Source organism: Agrobacterium burrii (genome assembly GCF_017313405.1).
Classification (GTDB): Bacteria; Pseudomonadota; Alphaproteobacteria; order Rhizobiales; family Rhizobiaceae; genus Agrobacterium; species Agrobacterium burrii.
Map to the genome: position 1 here is coordinate 605,115 of NZ_JAFLNA010000001.1, position 18,060 is coordinate 623,174.

Sequence of the window (18,060 nt, forward strand, 5' to 3'; positions counted from 1 at the left end):
GGCAGGAGCCCGCCATGACTTTGACAACGCCGCCTTTTTTGTTGGTCGGTATCGATCATATCGTCTTCATCGTCGACGACATGACGCGGGCGCTCGATTTTTACCGGAACGTGCTGGGGTGTAGGGATGGTTACTCTTACCCTGCTCTCGGGATGGAGCAAGTCTGGTGCGGAAACGCCTTGATCGTGCTTTGGGATGCCACGCACCCCGGTGGCACAAAGGCCGCTCCGCCTGTCGCCGGAGGACGTAATGTCGATCACATCTGCATAGCGACCGGTCCTCTGAACCATGATGCGCTTCGCGCGCACCTGGCGAAATTTAACGTCAAGATAGAGCAGGAAGCCTTTCACGGCGGCGCGAGAGGCATGGGACATTCGTTCTATTTCCGTGATCCCTTCGGCAACAAGATCGAGTTGAAGGGACCAGCCGAATATCCGGATGGACGGGCGGAAAACGCCTCATCTGAACAATAAAAAGGGCGCCCCGGCGCCCTTCTTAAATTCTGCTCGCTTCACTCGCCACCACCAAGTGAATGCACGAAGATCGCCAGCTGCTTGACGGTCGTATCGCCGAGACGCTCCCCCCAGGCGGGCATGACGCCGTGCTTGGGCGAACGGATTTGCGCAACGATCCCCTCTTCGCCATGGGACTTCAGCCAGATCGCATCGGCAAGATTGGGTGCGCCGAACTCGCGGTTACCCTTGGCGTCCTCGCCGTGGCAAGAGGCGCAATTATCGGCAAAAAGCTGCTTGCCGGGTTCCACCAAAGCCGGGTTGGAAGGGGTGCCGGTGAGGCTGACGACATAGGCGGCAACTTCGCGGATTTCATCCGATTTCAGAATGTCACCGAACGCCGGCATTTCCGAAGCGCGCGTATCCGCATCGTCGGCAAAACGAATGCCGTGTTTCACCGTCGTGTAGATGTCGTCAACGCTGCCGCCCCACATCCAGTCGTCATCGTTGAGGTTGGGATAGCCCTGCCCGCCTTCCGCACCAGAACCGTGACACTGAATGCAATTCACCTTGAAAGCGGCTGCACCGCCGGAAAGGGCAAATTGCATCAGGGTTTGATCGGCCTGAATGTCGGCAAGCGACGAATTGGCGATTTTATCGACATAAACGCTCTGCGCCTGTTTCGCATCCGCGATTTCGGCGGCGATTTCGCCACGGCTGCTCCAGCCGAGCAACCCTTTCGTGGCACCCGATATCAGCGGGTAAGCCGGATAGGCGATGGTGTAGCCGATTGCCCAGAGGATCGTGAAATAGAAGGTCCAGACCCACCAGCGCGGCATGGGGTTGTTCAGCTCGCGAATACCGTCCCATTCATGGCCGGTGGTTTCGACGCCGCTGATGTCATCAATGTGTTTGTCGGACATATCCTAGTCCTCCCTGAGCGGAATGCTGGCGGCATCGTCCGCGGCTTTCTTGGAGCCGGGGCGAAGGGTGAAAACAACGACACCGGCAAAGAACAGGGTCATGGCAAGCAGGCCCCAGCTATCGGCGAAGTGGCGCATGGCCGTGTAGGTTTCCATGGCTTTCTCTCCTCACCGGTATCCGGCGGCATCGTCATAGGTCGAGAAATCGACCAGCGTGCCGAGCATCTGCAGATAGGCGACCAGCGCATCCATTTCGGTGAGCTTGGCCGGATCGCCATCGAAATCGCCGACCTTTGCCTTGGGATAACGCGCCAGCAGTTCCGACGAATCCGCATTCGGGTCGGCCTGCGCGGCAAGATCGGCGGCAGACTTCTCAATCATCTCGTCGCTATAGGGCACGCCAACGGCACGGTTGGCCTTGAGCTCCATCGAAACATCGGTGATCTTCAGCGACGTGGTCTTCAGGAACGCATAGGACGGCATGATCGATTCCGGCACCACCGAGCGCGGATCGGCCAGATGCTGCACATGCCATTCGTTCGAATAGCGATCACCGACGCGCGCGAGGTCCGGCCCCGTGCGCTTGGAGCCCCACTGGAACGGATGGTCGTACATGGATTCCGCCGCCAGGCTGTAATGCCCGTAACGTTCCACCTCGTCGCGGAACGGCCGGATCATCTGGCTGTGGCAGACGTAACAGCCCTCGCGGATGTAGATGTTGCGCCCGGCCAGTTCCAGCGGCGTGTAGGGGCGCATGCCCTCCACCTTCTCGATGGTGTTTTCGAGGTAGAAGAGCGGTGCGATTTCCACGATGCCGCCGATAGAGACGACCAGCAGGGAGCCGACCAGAAGCAGCGTGGCATTGCGTTCGATGACGCCGTGTTTGTCGAGTATGGACATCGGCCTCTCCTTATTCTGCAGGCTGCAGCGAAGGCGCGGCATCCTTGCGGACGCCCTCCTCGCGTTGATGACCAAGGATGGTCATCGTGACGTTGTAGGCCATGATCAGCGCGCCGCTGAGGAACATCAGACCGCCCAGTGCGCGCATGACGTAATAGGGGAACAGGGCCGCGACCGATTCCGCGAAGGAATAGACGAGGAAGCCCTGGCTATCATATTCGCGCCACATCAACGCCTGCTGGATGCCGGCCACCCACATGACGGCGGCGTAAACGACGATGCCGAGCGTGGCGAGCCAGAAGTGCCAGTTGACCAGTTGCAGGCTGTAGAGACGGTCCCTGCCCCAGAGTTTCGGCGTCAGGTAATAGATCGCGCCGAAGGTGATCATGCCGTTCCAGCCAAGCGCGCCCGAATGCACGTGGCCGATGGTCCAGTCGGTATAATGGCTGAGCGAGTTGACGGCCTTGATCGACATCATCGGACCTTCGAAGGTCGCCATGCCGTAAAAGGCCACCGCCATCACCATCATGCGCACGACGGGGTCAGTGCGGATCTTGTCCCATGCGCCCGAAAGCGTCATCAGGCCGTTGATCATCCCGCCCCAGGACGGCATCCACAACATGATCGAAAACACCATGCCAAGCGTCTGCGCCCAGTCCGGCAGCGCCGTATAGTGCAGGTGGTGCGGGCCGGCCCAGATATACATGAAGATCAACGCCCAGAAGTGGATGATCGACAGGCGGTAGGAATAGACCGGGCGGTTCACCTGCTTGGGAATGAAATAATACATCATGCCGAGGAAGCCAGCCGTTAGGAAAAAGCCGACGGCATTATGGCCGTACCACCATTGCGTCAACGCATCCTGCACGCCCGAAAAGGCCGAGTAGCTCTTGACGCCGAGGAAGGACACCGGAACCGCCAGATTATTGACGATGTGCAACATGGCGATGGTGACGATGAAGCCGAGATAGAACCAGTTCGCCACATAGATATGCGGCTCCTTGCGCTTCAGGATGGTGCCGAGAAATACCAGCAGATAGGCAACCCAGACGATGGTCAGCCAGATATCGACATACCATTCCGGCTCGGCATATTCACGGCCCTGCGTGATGCCGAGCAGATAGCCGGTCGCGGCCATGACGATGAAGAGGTTGTAGCCCCAGAAAACGAACCAGCCGAGATTACCACCGAACAGGCGCGCGCGACAGGTTCTCTGCACCACGTAGAACGACGTCGCGATCAGCGCATTTCCGCCGAAAGCGAAGATCACCGCCGATGTGTGCAAGGGCCGCATCCGGCCGAAATTGAAATAGGGCGCAATGTTGAGATCGGGAAAGGCAAGCTGAAGCGCCACGACGACCCCGACCAGAAAGCCGACGACACCCCAGAAAACGGTGGCGATGACACCATATTTCACTACCTCATCGAAATATTCCGACTGGAGACGGGCGCGCGCCACCGGGTCGGCGGGCGCGAAGGAAACGCGGCGCAACAGAAGCACCGTGCTGACCAGCAGTGTAAAGAACAACACCCACATATGGGCGGCGAAAAGACTGTCATGGGCAAAGGCTGCCCCGAGCAACGCGAGAAAGGCCCCGAGGGCCACGATCGCGGTTTCTAACGTGTAATTCATTGTTGGTTTCCCCCAACGTGCAAGCCGACCGACGAAAGGCAGGTTATGCGCCTGGGAGAGCGTAAACGCGCCTTTGCGTCGGTTGCAGCATTGCCACCGGCGGGAGAACGCCACCTTGATCCAGATCAAGAAAGCAAAGCTGTCGCAGCCCCGACAAAACAGGCAGCGGCGTTGCCGGAAGAATTGCTTAAGCGCAAAAGGACTAACGAGTGACGGCGACCGTCTTTTGCAGGGCCAAACTCAGCCCTTCATCTTCAAGGGTAACCCGGCGGCGACGAAATAAACCTCACCGGCAATGGCGGCGATGCGCTGGTGCAGCCGCCCGGCATGGTCGCGGAACTCACGCGCCATACGGTTTTCCGGCACGATGCCGAGACCGACCTCGTTGGAAACGAGGATTACCTTCGCTTTAACCAATGCGATTGCCGCCACCAAAACGTCAAAGGCGGCCTCGATATCGGCATTTTCCATCATCAGATTGGTGAGCCACAATGTCAGGCAGTCGATGAGGATGACATTGTCCGGCCGGTCGAGGCGCTCCAGCACCGCGACAATATCGACCGGCGCTTCATGGGTGGTCCACTCGCCGCCGCGCCGCGCCCGATGATGGTCGATGCGGTCACGCATCTCCTCATCCCATGGCCTGCCGGTGGCCAGATAATGCAGGCTTCCGCCGGCCGTTACCGCAAGCTCTTCCGCAAAACGGGACTTGCCGGAGCGCGCGCCGCCAAGAATGAAAACGGAGCGATTTTTATCTGTCATCGGAAACCTGAATGAGGAAATGAAACGGACCGGCGTCTTTGCATTGTCGCAAGCCGGAGACAGGCGGCCATGAAGGGAACGATTCGTAGAAAAAGGCGTTCCCCGGTTGCTCATGCCGGACTGCCGCTGATACCGGACCGGAGGCGTCAAAACCTGTCCGCACGATGCGAGACATATCAGAGCTATGACAACTCCGGATGCCGGCAACACCGGTCCTTCGAAGAAGGCTAGGTGCGAACGGCCATCCTGTCAATCTGCCGGAGATGGTATCGGGATATCAGGCGGAACCGGTACGCAAAACCTGACCCGGAACCGGCAGACCTGTCGTCCGCGAGAGCGATTGATAAAGCCACATGGTTACCGGAACGTTAGCAGAAAACGAAATGGCGACACGGCAACGCGCGGTGAGAATATTTGCTCACGGAGGTCGTCGCCATTGCCTTGCCATGGCCTTCAAATCAATATGCTTTCGAAGATTCGCAAACAGCAAGGTGGCCTGCCCGTGATGACCATCATGGACTACATATCGATCGTCGTTTTCGTCGTGCTGTGGGCTGCCTATACCTATATCACGACGGGATCGCGGCTGTTTTCGCGCGCCAGCCTCAACCAGGCCATGGCCGGGCGCCGGCGCGACTGGATCATGAATTCGCTGAAGCGCGACCTGAAGATGATCGACACGCAGATCATGGCCGGTTTGCAGAACGGCACGGCCTTCTTCGCCTCCACCTCCATCTTCGCCATCGGCGGCTGTTTCGCTCTGCTGGGCGCGACGGAACAGGTCGAATCGGTGTTTCGTGACATGCCTTTCGTCCATTATTCCGGGCGCACGGCCTTCGAGCTGAAAGTTATCGGGCTGACCTGTCTGTTCGGTTATTCCTTCTTCAAATTCGGCTGGTCCTACCGCCTGTTCAACTATTGCACGATCCTGTTCGGCGCCATTCCCATGGTCCATGATGCCGGTGCCGACCGCGAAGCGGCCGAGCGTGCCGCCGAAAACGTCATAAAGATGAACATCATCGCTGCTAAGAACTTCAATGACGGCCTGCGGACGATCTTTCTGTCCATCGGTTATCTCGGCTGGTTCATCAGCCCCTATGTCTTCATCGCCAGCACCGTCATCATCATCGTGGCATTGCTGCGCCGCCAGTTCTTTTCCGAGGCTCGTCGCGCCATCATGGAAGATGACAGGCCTTGAAATAGCCGCACTTCAAGGGCCAAGCCCGAATGAATACCGGTCTCGTGAAAAGCGGAAAACATGGACACAAACGCAGCCGTCACCGAAACAAGCCGCAGGGGCCGCATAGGCGGTCTCGATACCCTGCGCGGACTGGCGCTCATCGCCATGGCGTCCTATCACTTCACGTGGAATCTGGAATATTTCGGTTATCTCGAACCCGGCACGGCAACCACGGGTCTCTGGAAACTCTATGCGCGTGGCATCGCCTCCTCATTCCTGTTTCTGGCCGGTTTCAGCCTGTTTCTCGCCCATGGCAAAAGCCTGAACTGGCCGTCCTTCGGCAAACGGTTCGCCATGGTGGCAGGCTCAGCGCTGTTGATCACCGCCGCCACGTATTTCGCCTTTCCCGACAGCTTTATCTTCTTCGGCATCCTGCATAATATCGCCGCCGCAAGCCTCGTCGGGCTGCTGTTCCTGCGTGCCCCCGCGGTCGTGACACTGCTTTTCGCCGTCGTCGCCTTCGCGTTGCCGCAATATCTGCAATCCGACCTGTTCAATACAAAATGGCTGGCCTGGATCGGCTTTGCCACCATGCCGCCCCGCTCCAACGACTATGTGCCGCTGCTACCCTGGCTGGCACCCTTCCTTGCCGGACTTGGCGTTTCGCAATTCGTCACTCCCCGCAACTGGCTGGATCGTTTTCGCAACCCCAGCTCACCGCGCAACCTGGTCGCCAGCGCCGGCCGTCACAGCCTTGCCTTTTACCTCATACACCAGCCGGCACTGATCGGCCTCGTCTACGTCCTGTCGCTCGTCGCTCCGCCTCCTCCCGTCGATCAGGTGGAGCTCTACAAATCAAGCTGTGAGAAAAGTTGCGTCGAACAGGCTAACGGGGTGGAACTGTGCCAGCGTTTCTGCGGCTGCACGCTGGAGAAACTGCAGGCGGAAAGCCTGTTTGACATCATGATGGAAGGCAAGCTCAGTGCCGATCAGCAGACGAAGGTCAGCGAATTGGCACAGCAGTGCACGGTTGAGGCGCAGTAAGGGGCAGGTCAGGGCTTACCTCCCCGTTGCCGGACGCTCGATAAGGGCGACGACATTGCCTCGTATTTCTTCTCCCCGCCGGGGAGAAGGTGGCCCGAAGGGTCGGATGAGGGGGAAACGTTGCCGGATTTCGGGAGCAAGCCCCCTCATCCCGCTGCCGCGGACTTCTCCCCGGCGGGGAGAAGAAACAAGCGGCGATCGGCCGCCAGATATCACCTCGCAATTTGCTGTCTCAGAAGCGAAACCAGAGGCGCAGATGTTTCATCTTTTATGAAACGCGAACTATCGAGCTATGCTCAAGTCCCGACGCCGATTTCGGCGAGCCGCGTGAGACAGGCCTCTTCGACATTGTCGAGTTCCGCCAGCGTCTCCTCGATGTCCTTACGCTTCTGCCTGAGATCGGCGCGCTTTTCATCGACCTTCTTCATCAGCAGAATAAGCTGCCCCGATTCGCCCGGCGGCTCCTTGTAGACGTGAATGATCTCGCGAATTTCGGCGATCGTGAAACCGATACGGCGGCCGCGCAGGATTTCCTGGATAAGGCGTCGGTCAGCAGACCTGAAAAGCCGTGTACGGCCACGACGCTCAGGGTGAATGAGGCCCTCATCCTCGTAAAATCTCAAGGTGCGGGTGGAAACACCGAATTCGCGTGTCAGTTCTGTTATGCTATAATACTTGTCCAAGGGCCTATCCGATTCATAACCGGATGATATTATTTGACCTTCACGTAAAAGTCAATTTTGCCCGCAGCCCTCTCCTAGCCGGAAATTCCATACCACCAGGTCGCGATGCCGAGAAAGCTGAAAAAGCCGACAATATCGGTCACCGCCGTCACGAAGACCGCCGAGGAGACAGCGGGATCAGCCCCGAACTTGTCGAGAACCAGCGGAATGAGAATACCGGCCAATGCAGCCGCCAGCATGTTGAGACACATGGCCGTGGCGATGATACCGCCAATATGCACATCCTGAAACCACACGCCGGCGACGATCCCGATGGCGCAGCCAAACAACATGCCGTTCAGGATGCCCACCCCCGCCTCACGCCGGATGATGCGGGCGGCGTTATGAATATCGAGGCTTTTGGTGGCGAGCGCCCGCACCGACACCGTCATGGTCTGTGATCCGGCATTGCCGCCCATGCCGGCGACGGTCGGCATCAGGATCGCCAGGGCGATGATCTGCTGGATCGTTGCATCGAACAGGCTGATGACCGAGGCGGACAGAAAGGCGGTAAGGAGGTTGACGGCAAGCCACGGCACGCGCGAGCGCGAGGTGCTGACGATACTATCCGACAGTTCCTCGTCGCCCACACCACCAAGGCGTAGCAAATCCTCTTCCGCTTCTTCCTGAATGACGTCCACCACGTCATCGATAGTTAGCACGCCGACCAGCCGGCCGTTATTGTCGACCACGGCGGCGGACAAAAGGTCATATTGCTCGAAAAGCTGCGCCGCCTCTTCCTGGTCCATTTCGGCCGGAATGGAGTGGTTGGTGTCGTGCATGATCGTTTCGATCTTCACCTGCCGCTTGGCGCGCAGCACCCTGTCGAGATCGAGCGCGCCGACCAGCTTGAAGGTGGGATCGATGACGAAAATCTGCGAGAAAGATTCCGGCAGCTCCTCCTCCTCGCGCAGATAATCGATGGTCTGGCCGACGGTCCAGAAAGGCGGCACGGCGACGAATTCCGTCTGCATGCGCCGGCCGGCCGAGCTTTCCGGATAGTCCAGCGCCCGCATAAGCCGCACGCGTTCGGTAAACGGCAGCTGCGAGAGAATGTCCTCGCGGTCGTCGTCATCGAGATCTTCGAGAATATAGACGGCGTCGTCCGAATCCAGTTCGCCGATACCGGCGGCGATCTGCTCGTTCGACATCTGGTCGACGATATCGAGGCGGATGCCCTCATCCACCTCGGTCAGCGCCGTCATGTCGAAATCGGAACCGAGAAGCCGCACGAGTGCGTGGCGCTGTTCCGGCAGGATGGATTCCAGCACGTCGCCGAGTTCGGACTCATGCAGCCGCGCTACATTCTTTCGCAGGAACAGCAGGTCGCGGTCGGCGATCGCCGCGCCCACCATCGCCAGAAAATCCGAACGGACGGAGCCGTCCTCGGCATAGATATCGGAAAGTGCCTCTTTCGGCTTCAACTCTTCGGGAGCGGCAAGATCGTCGTCACGGTCTGTCATCTGGCGTCCCCCTGTTTTCGAAATGCCGCAGTGCACGAATGCGCAGGCAGAATGGCGTTAAAAAGCATATTGTCAACAACCGGATAGCCGGAAAACAACAAGCCTCGCGACTGCGACGAAAATGTCATGAACCGCGCTTTCGTGAGACTATAATTCACGAATATCGCACCCGCGTTAACGCGTCCTGCCGGTTCGGCGTCGCACCTGGCACAACGCCCCGCAACGCCCGACTGTTCCGCAGAAAACGGCAAGTTAAAGATTGACATATGTCGCCTAAAGGCGATTCTGAAGAAGCTTTTTTACATATGATCGGCCCTGTTCACCACATGGCCAAGCACGTAGATTTCAGGAAAAACACAGCAATGAGCAAGACGGATTTCATCGGCAAGGCCTCTTCGGCTGCAGGCGGCTGGGGCGCGCTGAAAAGCGTGGGCAAGCGGCTTATGGAATCCGGTGCGCCGATTTCCGGCGCGCGTGCGCTGCTGAAAGCGAACCAGCCTGATGGCTTCGATTGCCCGGGCTGCGCATGGGGCGACCCCGAACATGGCTCTTCCTTCGAATTCTGCGAAAACGGCGTCAAGGCGGTCGCATGGGAAGCGACGGAAGCCCGCGTACCGCCGGATTTCTTCGCCACCCGCACCGTCTCCGAACTGCGCGGCTGGTCCGACTACGAGCTGGAAAAACAGGGCCGTCTGACGCACCCGATGCGCTACGATCGGGCAAGCGACAAATATCTGCCAGTTTCCTGGGACGATGCCTTTGCCGAAATCGGCCGGATTCTCAACAGCCTCGACAGTCCGAACCGGGCGGAATTCTACACATCCGGCCGTGCCTCAAACGAGGCCGCCTTCATTTATCAATTAATGGTCCGGATTTTCGGCACCAACAACTTCCCCGACTGTTCCAACATGTGCCACGAGGCCAGCGGCGTCGGCCTGAAAGCCTCGATCGGCGTCGGCAAGGGAACGGTGCTGCTCGAGGATTTCGAACAGACGGATGCGATCTTCGTCATCGGGCAGAACCCCGGCACCAACCATCCCCGCATGCTGGGCGATCTGCGCCGGGCAGCCCTTCGCGGCGCAAGGATCGCCGTCCTCAATCCCATCCGCGAAAAGGGTCTGGAGCGCTTCGCCGATCCGCAGGACAAGATCGAGATGATCACCGGCAGCAGCACCAGGATCGCCACCAATTATTACCAGCCGCGACAGGGCGGCGACATGGCGGCGGTGCGCGGCATGAGCAAGGCGGTCTTCGCCGCCGATGACGCCGCAAGGGCGGCGGGCGAGCCCGCCATCATCGACTACGACTTCCTCGCCGAACATGCCGTCGAATTCGAGGCCTATCGCGCCGCTGTCGAAGCGACGAGCTGGGAAAGCATCCTCGACCAGTCGGGCCTCACCCGTGCGGAAATCGAGGAAGCCGCCGGCATCTACATGAATGCCGGTTCCGTCATCGCCACATGGGCCATGGGGGTCACCCAGCACCGGCACTCCGTCATCATCGTGCGCGAAATCACCAATTTCATGCTGCTGCGCGGCAATATCGGCCGGCCCGGCGCCGGCCTTTGCCCGGTGCGCGGCCATTCCAATGTGCAGGGTGACCGCACCGTCGGCATCGATGAAAAAGCCCCGCCCGCCCTTCTCGATGCACTGGAAAAGGAACTCGGCGTTCCCATGCCGCGCAAGCCCGGCCACAACACCGTCGAGGCGGTGGCTGCCATGCTGGATGGCGAGGCTCAGACCTTCATCGCGCTCGGCGGCAACTTCATGCGCGCGACGCCCGACAGCCCGCTGATCGTCAAGGCGTTCGAGAAGCAGAAGCTGACCGTCAACATTGCCACCAAGCTCAACCATTCGCATCTGGTGCCGGGCGAAACCTCCTTCGTGTTGCCCTGTCTCGGGCGAACGGAAATCGACCGCAATTCGACGGGCCGGTCGCAGATTGTCACGGTCGAAGATTCCATGAGCATGGTCCATGGTTCCGGCGGCATCAACCCGCCCGCGTCAGACGAATTGCGCTCGGAAGTCGCCATCGTCGCCGGCATTGCACACGCGACGCTCGGCGATGCCCAGGTAAACTGGAAAGCGCTCGCCGATGACTACGATCTTATCCGCGACATGATCGAGCGGGTCATTCCCGGTTTCGACAATTTCAACGAGCGCGTCCGTGCGCCACGCGGTTTTCATCTGCGCAACGCCGCATCCGAACGGGAATGGAACACGCCAGCGAAAAAGGCCACATTCTACAGCGGCCCACTGCCCGAACAGACCGAACACCAGCAGGCGCTGACGCGCGACGACCTCTTCGTGTTGCAGACCTTCCGCAGCCACGATCAGTACAATACGACGATCTATGGCATGGATGACCGCTATCGCGGCGTCTATGGCGAGCGAAACGTCATCTTCATGAACCCTGCGGACATGGAGACGCTCGGTGCCCATTCCCGCCAACGTGTCGATGTCATCGGCGAATATGGCGACGGCGCGGAACGCATCGCGAAAAATTTCCGGCTGGTTCCCTATAATATCCCGCGCGGCAGCGTCGGCGGTTATTATCCGGAACTGAACGTGCTGGTGCCGCTGTCGAGTTATGGCGAGGAAAGCTTCACCCCCACGTCGAAATCCGTGCTGGTCTCCGTGCGCCTGCTCGCCGATGCCTCCTGATGAATGATGAGAAATCCGCAGCCTCCTTCATGGCGATGGTGGAGCAGATGCAACAAGGGTCTTCGCAGGCGCTGACGGCCACAGGTGCGTCGATCCTTCTGGCGATACATCTTGAAATAGCCACCGACAGCCGCAGCATTGCCAACCGGCTGGGGCTTGCACATGCCCTCGTTTTGCGCGAAATCGCTGCCCTGTCGCCCCGCTTCCTGCTGGTGACGAGACGCGATGCACGCACCCAGCGCAGCTTTCTGGAGGCGACGGCGGAAGGACAGGCACTCGCCGCGTCCTCCTCCCGGATTTGAAACAAACGGAGCATTCCTTGGCAATCAGGTCGATCCTGCCCTATCCCCATGCCGGCCTGTCCGAAATCTGCGCGCCGGTCACTGTCTTTGACGACCATCTGCGAGATCTGGTCACGGACCTGATCGACACCATGCTGGCCGCGCCCGGCGTCGGCATCACCGCCGCTCACATCGGCGTAAAACAACGTGTTTTTGTGCTGGAACTGACGCCGGGAACCGTCCTGACCTACATCAACCCCGAGATTCTCAGCCAATCCGCGCAAACGATGCGGCATGTGGAGGGCAGCGTCTCGATGCCGGGTTTTACCGACGAGGTGGAGCGGCCGTCCGAGATCGAGGTGAGGTTTCAGGATATATCGGGGATCGAACACCAGCAGACCGCCGAGGGATTTCACGCCATCTGCATCCAGCACGAAATCGACCAGCTGGACGGCATTTTCTGGCTGAAGCGTCTTTCGAAGCTGAAGCGCGACCGGCTGGTGAAAAAATGGGATAAGTCCCGCAAGCCCTGAGGATCAGCCAGCAATCGACAGCACGAACTCAGCGTCACCCTTCAATGTGTTGCTAACGGTGCAGATATTCTCCGCCGCATGGGCGAGCGCATCGCGGGTCGCATCGTCGAAATCCCCGGCAAACGCAATCTTGATATCGAAACGGATGATACGATAGGGCTCCCCGGCGGATTTTTTACCCGAGACCTCTACGACGACACCCTCTAAACGATCAAGCAACCCCATATGGCTTGCTGCGATTCGGGCGCTGAGCGCCAAACAGGCGGCAAGTGAGGAGTAAAGGAGATCGATCGGGTTGAATCCCGGTTCAGAGACACCGGTGACGATCTCCAGCGCACCGCCGGTTACCGTCGAAATAACCGGGCGACCAAGCCGCCCGAGTTTGGCGGTGGCGCCAACCGGTCTCGATCTCACTTTCGCGCCATCGGCCATTCAAACAAATCCTAATTTAATCGCGTGCAACTGAATGCATGGAACAAAAGTCTATCTGGCGCTTTTTACTCACACAACGGTGAACGACCGTTGAAATCTTTATTTTACAGGGAGCTGGGACATATGGTTACATCTACGCTCGTCAGCATTCTGATCACCTTCCTGGTGATTGTGCTCGTCTTGTGGCTCATCGCACGCCTGCCCGTCGGCGGCGGCGCAAAACAGATCGCGCAGATCATCGTTATCATCATCGGTATTATTTCGCTGCTGAAATATCTCGCGGTCTTCTGATGTCCCGGTGACGCGCGAACGGAAAAAAGGCGGCGAAAGCCGCCTCTTTTTGTTCGAAAATCGCGACCTACTGGCGAGGCTCAAACTGGTAGGGTTTCTTGAGCGTAATATCCCGAACGCTGCCAATACCGAGAAAAGGCGTATTGTCGGCATCAAAAATCGCCCTTCCCTTCGCCACGATCCAGCGCACTGAACCATCAGGCAAATTGACCTTGTAGCGCTGATCGAAGAACGCACCCGTGGTAATGCTGTCGAAAATGGCCTGAGCCACCCGATCGCGCATTTCCACATCAATTTTTTCAAGAACTTGTTCGATCGTCACACCACGCGACGCCACCGGTTCGGAAAACCCGTGGCATTCCGCAGTCACGGCATCCATGATCAGCCTGTTATCGGCAATGCTCCACATGTAATAACCGAGCACATTGTCCGAATCCGTCTTGTCTCCCAGCACGAAAACCCCCGGACATTTTTTTCTGACAAAAGCTAACACCAGACCTCTCATATTCCACCCCTCGTTTTGTAGGGGTAACCGCCTGGCTACTGCAGCGTGTATCGATATCCACCGAAATTTATAACGATCGAATCCAGATATCGTTCTCAAAGGAGCGATAAATTCTGAAGAGACATCGCAAAGCCCCCCGCCTGCACCTAAATAGCCTTGCGATGATATTTCGAAGGAGGTGAATATGCTGCGGACCGCTCTTACTTTTGGACTGCTGACGGTGACCGTCGTTCTTACCGGTTGCCAGACGTGGCACAGCCCATATCGTGGAAATGAGTGGCGGATGGATCAGGTCATGGATGGCGACCCCTACCGTGTCGGTGACGGACAGCGAAACCGGCGCTGAGACCGTCCCATTCAATTGATCCGGACGGCGGCAATTCGATGTTTTGCCGCCTCCAAATTATAGCACTGTGGTGACGGGGTAAAAAAATCTTACGCGACCGGGGTGCCCGCAATGTGTGCCGACGGACCTTCCTGTTGAACAGGGACGTGAAGCTAACCAATTGGCTAAAAAAGAAAAAACCCGCCGAAGCGGGTTTCTTTGGTGCGGTCGAGAAGACTCGAACTTCCACGGGTTGCCCCACAGCGACCTCAACGCTGCGCGTCTACCAATTCCGCCACGACCGCATCGTGGTAGATGTCAACTTGCGCCGACGGGGGTGCATGTAGCAAAAGGATTTTCGGTGCACAAGAGCGTCGTGACAGTTTTTTGAAATTAAAAATCGCCCCGACCCACCCTATATGCAGGAAGCCCGGAAATGCTGGGGTTGCCGCCTTGTCGCCATTTTGCGAGAAGGCTGTGGAAAGGACTTTTTCATGCTCACACGCACGGATATCGAGACAAATATGTTCCCTCTCGCCGGTTCGCCGCCCGTTCGCTGGCGAATCTCGGAAGGTCTCGTCCCTTACGGACAGGCGATCGAGGAAATGGAGCGCGAAGTTGCGGCCATTGCCAGCGGCGAGGCCGACGAACTCGTCTGGCTTCTGGAGCATCCGCCGCTCTACACCGCCGGCACCAGCGCCGATGCCGCCGATCTCATCGAGCCGGATCGTTTTCCTGTCTTCGCCACTGGTCGCGGCGGCGAATATACCTATCATGGTCCGGGACAGCGGGTCGTTTACGTCATGCTCGACCTGAAACGACGCCGACAGGATGTCCGCGCCTATGTGGCGGCGCTGGAAGACGTGATCATCCGCACGCTCGACAAGATGAATGTCCGCGGCGAGCGGCGCGAGGATCGGGTCGGCGTCTGGGTCAGGCGGCCTGAAAAACCGTTGCTGCCGGGTGGCGGCATGGCTGAGGACAAGATCGCCGCACTCGGCATCCGCTTGCGCAAATGGGTGAGCTTCCACGGGCTGTCGATCAACGTCGACCCCGACCTCGGGCATTTCTCCGGCATCGTTCCCTGCGGTATCAGCGCCTATGGCGTCACCAGCCTTGTCGATCTGGGATTGCCGGTTATGATCGGCGATGTCGACGTTCTGCTGCGCGAAGCCTTCGAGGAGGTTTTCGGCCCGGCAGTGCCCGAGGCCGGATCCGGCGGCTGATCTCACCGCAACCTTTGCCTCCGGCCGGCGTTTGCAGCATCGATCACCACAAGAGGAGGAACGACCATGTTCACAACGTCCGCCTATGCCTGCGATGACGGTTCTTCGCCGATGAAGCTCGCGACGATCAAACGTCGCGATCCCGGTCCGCACGATGTCGAAATCGAGATTGAATTCTGTGGCGTCTGCCACTCGGATATCCACACGGCCCGCAGCGAATGGCCGGGGTCTCTTTACCCTTGCGTTCCCGGCCATGAAATCATCGGCCGCGTCGGACGGGTGGGTTCAGACGTCACGAAGTTCAAGACAGGCGACCGTGTCGGCGTTGGCTGTATCGTCGATAGCTGCCGCGAATGCGCAAGCTGCGCCGAAGGGCTGCAGCAATATTGCGAAAACGGCATGACCGGCACCTATAATTCGCCTGACAAGGCCATGGGCGGCGGCGCGCATACCCTGGGTGGTTATTCCGCCCATGTGGTGGTGGATGACCGCTACGTGCTCAATATTCCCGAAGGGCTCGATCCGGCCGCCGCAGCACCCCTGCTCTGCGCCGGCATAACCACGTATTCCCCGCTGCGCCACTGGAATGCCGGCCCCGGCAAGCGCGTCGGCGTCGTCGGTCTCGGTGGCCTTGGCCATATGGCCGTCAAAATCGCCAATGCCATGGGCGCGACAGTGGTGATGATCACCACCTCTCCCGGAAAGGCGGCAGACGCTAAGAAACTCGGCGCACACGAGGTTATCGTTTCGCGCGACGCTGACCAGATGAAGAAAGCCGCTTCCAGCCTCGATCTCATCATCGACGCGGTCGCCGCCGACCACGACATCGATTCCTATCTCGCTCTGCTGAAACGCGATGGCGCCCTGGTACAGGTCGGCGCGCCGGAAAAGCCGCTCTCCGTTCACGCCTTCAGCCTCATCCCCGGCCGCAAGACCTTTGCCGGCTCGATGATCGGCGGCATTCCTGAAACGCAGGAAATGCTCAATTTCTGCGCCGAAAAGGGCATCGCCGCCGAAATCGAGATGATCGATATCGATCAGATCAATGACGCTTATGAACGCATGATAAAAAGCGATGTGCGTTATCGTTTCGTCATTGATATGAAGAGCCTGCCGCGCCGACAAGCCGCCTGACTTTTAGGAAGGGGCGATCTTACGACGCCCCTTTCCTCATTGGACCTTCGGGTCGAAAGCGCAGCCTGCCCATGACCAGCCAGACCGGTTTCAACGACGTCGCCAAGGGTATGATCATCATGGCGGGTTGCATGTTCGTGCTGCCGATCATGGACGCCATCGCCAAATATATGGCGGTCAGCGGCGGCATGTCGCCCGCGCAGGTGACCTTTTACCGGTTCTTTTTTCAGGTGCTGTGCACCCTGCCCCTGCTCATTCTGGTCTCACCGAAAGCGCTGTTCAGCGCCAAGCGGCCGTGGATGAACTGCCTGCGCGGTGTGCTGCACGCCTCCGCCAGCCTGATGTTCTTCGCCGCCGTCAAATACATGCCGCTTGCCGATGTCTTTGCGATCTATTTCGTCGAGCCGTTCATGCTGACGATGATGTCGGCCCTCTTCCTCGGTGACAAAGTCGGCTGGAAGCGCTGGACGGCGATCGTCGTCGGTTTCGGCGGCGCGCTGATCGTCATTCAGCCGAGTTTTGAAATCTTCGGCTGGACATCGCTGCTGCCCGTCGCCTGCGCTTTTCTTTATACGCTTTACCTGTTCCTCAACCGCGCCATCGGCGATGCCGACAGTCCGCTCGTGATGCAGACCATGTCCGGCATTGCCGGCACGATATTCATGGGTGCAGTGCTTCTGGCCGGCGATGCGCTGGGCGATAAGGATTTCACGATGTCGTTCCCGCAATCCGGCTTCGCGCTTGTCCTGCTCATCCTGCTGGGGTCGATATCCGGCTACATGCACCTGCTGATCGTCAGGGCTTTCAGGCTTGCGCCGTTGTCGCTTCTGGCGCCGTTCCAGTATTTCGAGATCATCTCGGCAACCATTCTCGGTTATGCGCTGTTTTCGGATTTTCCGACGCCGTCGAAATGGCTCGGCATCCTCATCATCGTTGCGTCCGGCCTGTTCATCATCTGGCGAGAAAGCAGGCAGGCCCACGCCACCCCGCCGCTTGACGGGCAATGACGGTCAAAAGCGGCGCGCGTCAGGTGCCCGAGGGCAGCGGTCCTTCATCGTGATGGTCCTGCGCCTCCACAAGGCTGCCAAGCAGCCAGAGGGAAACCTCAGCCGCTTCACCGGCGGATTTGAAGCGGTATGAGCCGCTATATTTCGGCATGTCAAAAAAGGTGACGACAAAACCATCGCCGCTTTCCAGACTTTCGACCCTGATCCGCTCGGGGTCGATCATCACGCAAACATAATGGGAGCCCATGTTGCGCATGAAGCCGGCCTTGTTGTCGTGCAGCCGCACGAAGGCCGCCCCGCCGTCAACTGTCATATGCAGGCTTCGGATTGCCTCGTTGGGAAAGGCACGGGCGAAATCCATGATCGCCTGCCCCACATCATGGCTGTTATCCTCATCCGTTGCCCGCGTCATGCGCCAGGCATAAACGGCAAAGACCGCAAGCAGCACGAAGACGATAATCCAGATCGCCATATTCATCGGGGACGCTCCCTCAGCACCGAAACATCACGACTCGCGAATCGAAACGACGCGAACCCGCTTCAGGTTCATAGAGATCGAGGCTTGTGTGAAGTTTGGCTTGTCG

At 58.8% G+C, this 18,060-nt stretch carries 21 protein-coding genes and 1 tRNA gene; 11 read left to right on the forward strand and 11 right to left on the reverse strand.

Annotated features, from left to right (window positions below; all coding sequences use genetic code 11):
- Positions 1-14: 14 nt before the first annotated feature.
- Positions 15-473, forward strand: a complete 459-nt coding sequence (locus JZX89_RS03055) for a VOC family protein (protein ID WP_153513740.1) — start codon at positions 15-17, stop codon at positions 471-473.
- Between the two features lie 38 nt (positions 474-511).
- Here the strand turns inward: JZX89_RS03055 and ccoP are convergent, their stop codons facing one another.
- The 5 genes from ccoP to cobU form a co-directional block, all read right to left on the reverse strand.
- Entirely contained in the window at positions 512-1,375 is an 864-nt protein-coding gene (gene ccoP, locus JZX89_RS03060) for a cytochrome-c oxidase, cbb3-type subunit III (protein ID WP_207133031.1), read from the reverse strand.
- A gap of 3 nt (positions 1,376-1,378) precedes the next feature.
- Positions 1,379-1,531, reverse strand: a complete 153-nt coding sequence (locus JZX89_RS03065) for a CcoQ/FixQ family Cbb3-type cytochrome c oxidase assembly chaperone (RefSeq protein ID WP_006316283.1) — start codon at positions 1,529-1,531, stop codon at positions 1,379-1,381.
- 12 nt (positions 1,532-1,543) lie between these two features.
- A complete protein-coding gene (gene ccoO, locus JZX89_RS03070) occupies positions 1,544-2,275 on the reverse strand; it encodes a cytochrome-c oxidase, cbb3-type subunit II (protein ID WP_052818411.1) in 732 nt (243 codons plus the stop codon).
- A gap of 10 nt (positions 2,276-2,285) precedes the next feature.
- Entirely contained in the window at positions 2,286-3,908 is a 1,623-nt protein-coding gene (ccoN, locus tag JZX89_RS03075; RefSeq protein WP_207133032.1) for a cytochrome-c oxidase, cbb3-type subunit I, read from the reverse strand.
- Positions 3,909-4,148: 240 nt separating this feature from the next.
- A complete protein-coding gene (gene cobU / locus JZX89_RS03080) occupies positions 4,149-4,670 on the reverse strand; it encodes a bifunctional adenosylcobinamide kinase/adenosylcobinamide-phosphate guanylyltransferase (RefSeq protein ID WP_207133033.1) in 522 nt (173 codons plus the stop codon).
- A 505-nt stretch (positions 4,671-5,175) separates the two neighbouring features.
- Between cobU and JZX89_RS03085 the strand changes: the two genes are divergently transcribed.
- Both JZX89_RS03085 and JZX89_RS03090 read left to right on the forward strand, forming a co-directional pair.
- Positions 5,176-5,868, forward strand: a complete 693-nt coding sequence (locus JZX89_RS03085) for a DUF599 domain-containing protein (RefSeq protein WP_153514204.1) — start codon at positions 5,176-5,178, stop codon at positions 5,866-5,868.
- Positions 5,869-5,928: 60 nt separating this feature from the next.
- Positions 5,929-6,894, forward strand: coding sequence for a heparan-alpha-glucosaminide N-acetyltransferase (locus JZX89_RS03090; RefSeq protein WP_153513745.1), 966 nt, complete (start codon positions 5,929-5,931; stop codon positions 6,892-6,894).
- 296 nt (positions 6,895-7,190) lie between these two features.
- Here JZX89_RS03090 and JZX89_RS03095 read toward each other — a convergent pair whose 3' ends face one another.
- A complete protein-coding gene (locus tag JZX89_RS03095) occupies positions 7,191-7,577 on the reverse strand; it encodes a MerR family transcriptional regulator (protein WP_149897573.1) in 387 nt (128 codons plus the stop codon).
- A gap of 74 nt (positions 7,578-7,651) precedes the next feature.
- Entirely contained in the window at positions 7,652-9,079 is a 1,428-nt protein-coding gene (mgtE, locus tag JZX89_RS03100; RefSeq protein ID WP_207133034.1) for a magnesium transporter, read from the reverse strand.
- A gap of 362 nt (positions 9,080-9,441) precedes the next feature.
- Between mgtE and JZX89_RS03105 the strand changes: the two genes are divergently transcribed.
- The 3 genes from JZX89_RS03105 to JZX89_RS03115 are packed head-to-tail and all read left to right on the forward strand — an operon-like array spanning position 9,442 to position 12,556.
- Positions 9,442-11,742 (forward strand): FdhF/YdeP family oxidoreductase, encoded by a 2,301-nt coding sequence (locus tag JZX89_RS03105; protein ID WP_207133035.1) that lies wholly within the window; start codon positions 9,442-9,444, stop codon positions 11,740-11,742.
- Complete coding sequence (locus tag JZX89_RS03110) at positions 11,742-12,044, forward strand: hypothetical protein (protein WP_207133036.1); 303 nt, start codon at positions 11,742-11,744, stop codon at positions 12,042-12,044. Before JZX89_RS03105 ends, JZX89_RS03110 begins: the two co-directional genes overlap by 1 nt.
- 17 nt (positions 12,045-12,061) lie before the next feature.
- Positions 12,062-12,556 carry a peptide deformylase gene (locus JZX89_RS03115; RefSeq protein WP_153513749.1) on the forward strand — a complete coding sequence of 165 codons (495 nt, stop codon included), beginning with the start codon at positions 12,062-12,064 and terminating at the stop codon, positions 12,554-12,556.
- A gap of 3 nt (positions 12,557-12,559) precedes the next feature.
- Here the strand turns inward: JZX89_RS03115 and JZX89_RS03120 are convergent, their stop codons facing one another.
- Complete coding sequence (locus JZX89_RS03120; RefSeq protein ID WP_207133037.1) at positions 12,560-12,988, reverse strand: OsmC family protein; 429 nt, start codon at positions 12,986-12,988, stop codon at positions 12,560-12,562.
- A gap of 123 nt (positions 12,989-13,111) precedes the next feature.
- Here JZX89_RS03120 and JZX89_RS03125 point away from each other — a divergent pair, with 123 nt between their 5' ends.
- Positions 13,112-13,279 (forward strand): Thivi_2564 family membrane protein, encoded by a 168-nt coding sequence (locus tag JZX89_RS03125; protein WP_003495928.1) that lies wholly within the window; start codon positions 13,112-13,114, stop codon positions 13,277-13,279.
- A 67-nt stretch (positions 13,280-13,346) separates the two neighbouring features.
- Here the strand turns inward: JZX89_RS03125 and JZX89_RS03130 are convergent, their stop codons facing one another.
- A complete protein-coding gene (locus JZX89_RS03130) occupies positions 13,347-13,772 on the reverse strand; it encodes a PAS domain-containing protein (RefSeq protein ID WP_207133038.1) in 426 nt (141 codons plus the stop codon).
- A 196-nt stretch (positions 13,773-13,968) separates the two neighbouring features.
- Between JZX89_RS03130 and JZX89_RS03135 the strand changes: the two genes are divergently transcribed.
- The gene (locus JZX89_RS03135; protein WP_149897567.1) at positions 13,969-14,130 is read left to right on the forward strand and encodes a hypothetical protein; all 162 of its coding nucleotides are present in this window, start codon (positions 13,969-13,971) and stop codon (positions 14,128-14,130) included.
- Positions 14,131-14,329: 199 nt separating this feature from the next.
- Here JZX89_RS03135 and JZX89_RS03140 read toward each other — a convergent pair.
- A tRNA-Leu gene (locus tag JZX89_RS03140) sits at positions 14,330-14,414 on the reverse strand.
- A gap of 189 nt (positions 14,415-14,603) precedes the next feature.
- Between JZX89_RS03140 and lipB the strand changes: the two genes are divergently transcribed.
- The 3 genes from lipB to JZX89_RS03155 all read left to right on the forward strand — a co-directional run bounded on the left by lipB (position 14,604) and on the right by JZX89_RS03155 (position 17,476).
- Positions 14,604-15,335 carry a lipoyl(octanoyl) transferase LipB gene (lipB, locus tag JZX89_RS03145; protein ID WP_174372550.1) on the forward strand — a complete coding sequence of 244 codons (732 nt, stop codon included), beginning with the start codon at positions 14,604-14,606 and terminating at the stop codon, positions 15,333-15,335.
- Positions 15,336-15,401: 66 nt separating this feature from the next.
- The gene (locus JZX89_RS03150) at positions 15,402-16,469 is read left to right on the forward strand and encodes an NAD(P)-dependent alcohol dehydrogenase (RefSeq protein WP_207133039.1); all 1,068 of its coding nucleotides are present in this window, start codon (positions 15,402-15,404) and stop codon (positions 16,467-16,469) included.
- A 71-nt stretch (positions 16,470-16,540) separates the two neighbouring features.
- Entirely contained in the window at positions 16,541-17,476 is a 936-nt protein-coding gene (locus tag JZX89_RS03155) for a DMT family transporter (RefSeq protein WP_207133040.1), read from the forward strand.
- 19 nt (positions 17,477-17,495) lie between these two features.
- Here JZX89_RS03155 and JZX89_RS03160 read toward each other — a convergent pair whose 3' ends face one another.
- Positions 17,496-17,954, reverse strand: coding sequence for a hypothetical protein (locus JZX89_RS03160; protein WP_153513753.1), 459 nt, complete (start codon positions 17,952-17,954; stop codon positions 17,496-17,498).
- Positions 17,955-18,060 lie beyond the last annotated feature (106 nt).

Excerpts from the sequence above, each read along its gene's own strand:
- JZX89_RS03055 (WP_153513740.1), top strand. The coding sequence starts at position 15 with ATGACTTTGACAACGCCGCCTTTTTTGTTGGTCGGTATCGATCATATC.
- ccoP (WP_207133031.1), bottom strand. The coding sequence starts at position 1,375 with ATGTCCGACAAACACATTGATGACATCAGCGGCGTCGAAACCACCGGC.
- JZX89_RS03065 (WP_006316283.1), bottom strand. The coding sequence starts at position 1,531 with ATGGAAACCTACACGGCCATGCGCCACTTCGCCGATAGCTGGGGCCTG.
- ccoO (WP_052818411.1), bottom strand. The coding sequence starts at position 2,275 with ATGTCCATACTCGACAAACACGGCGTCATCGAACGCAATGCCACGCTG.
- ccoN (WP_207133032.1), bottom strand. The coding sequence starts at position 3,908 with ATGAATTACACGTTAGAAACCGCGATCGTGGCCCTCGGGGCCTTTCTC.
- cobU (WP_207133033.1), bottom strand. The coding sequence starts at position 4,670 with ATGACAGATAAAAATCGCTCCGTTTTCATTCTTGGCGGCGCGCGCTCC.
- JZX89_RS03085 (WP_153514204.1), top strand. The coding sequence starts at position 5,176 with ATGACCATCATGGACTACATATCGATCGTCGTTTTCGTCGTGCTGTGG.
- JZX89_RS03090 (WP_153513745.1), top strand. The coding sequence starts at position 5,929 with ATGGACACAAACGCAGCCGTCACCGAAACAAGCCGCAGGGGCCGCATA.
- mgtE (WP_207133034.1), bottom strand. The coding sequence starts at position 9,079 with ATGACAGACCGTGACGACGATCTTGCCGCTCCCGAAGAGTTGAAGCCG.
- JZX89_RS03105 (WP_207133035.1), top strand. The coding sequence starts at position 9,442 with ATGAGCAAGACGGATTTCATCGGCAAGGCCTCTTCGGCTGCAGGCGGC.
- JZX89_RS03110 (WP_207133036.1), top strand. The coding sequence starts at position 11,742 with ATGAATGATGAGAAATCCGCAGCCTCCTTCATGGCGATGGTGGAGCAG.
- JZX89_RS03120 (WP_207133037.1), bottom strand. The coding sequence starts at position 12,988 with ATGGCCGATGGCGCGAAAGTGAGATCGAGACCGGTTGGCGCCACCGCC.
- JZX89_RS03125 (WP_003495928.1), top strand. The coding sequence starts at position 13,112 with ATGGTTACATCTACGCTCGTCAGCATTCTGATCACCTTCCTGGTGATT.
- JZX89_RS03135 (WP_149897567.1), top strand. The coding sequence starts at position 13,969 with ATGCTGCGGACCGCTCTTACTTTTGGACTGCTGACGGTGACCGTCGTT.
- lipB (WP_174372550.1), top strand. The coding sequence starts at position 14,604 with ATGCTCACACGCACGGATATCGAGACAAATATGTTCCCTCTCGCCGGT.
- JZX89_RS03150 (WP_207133039.1), top strand. The coding sequence starts at position 15,402 with ATGTTCACAACGTCCGCCTATGCCTGCGATGACGGTTCTTCGCCGATG.
- JZX89_RS03155 (WP_207133040.1), top strand. The coding sequence starts at position 16,541 with ATGACCAGCCAGACCGGTTTCAACGACGTCGCCAAGGGTATGATCATC.
- JZX89_RS03160 (WP_153513753.1), bottom strand. The coding sequence starts at position 17,954 with ATGAATATGGCGATCTGGATTATCGTCTTCGTGCTGCTTGCGGTCTTT.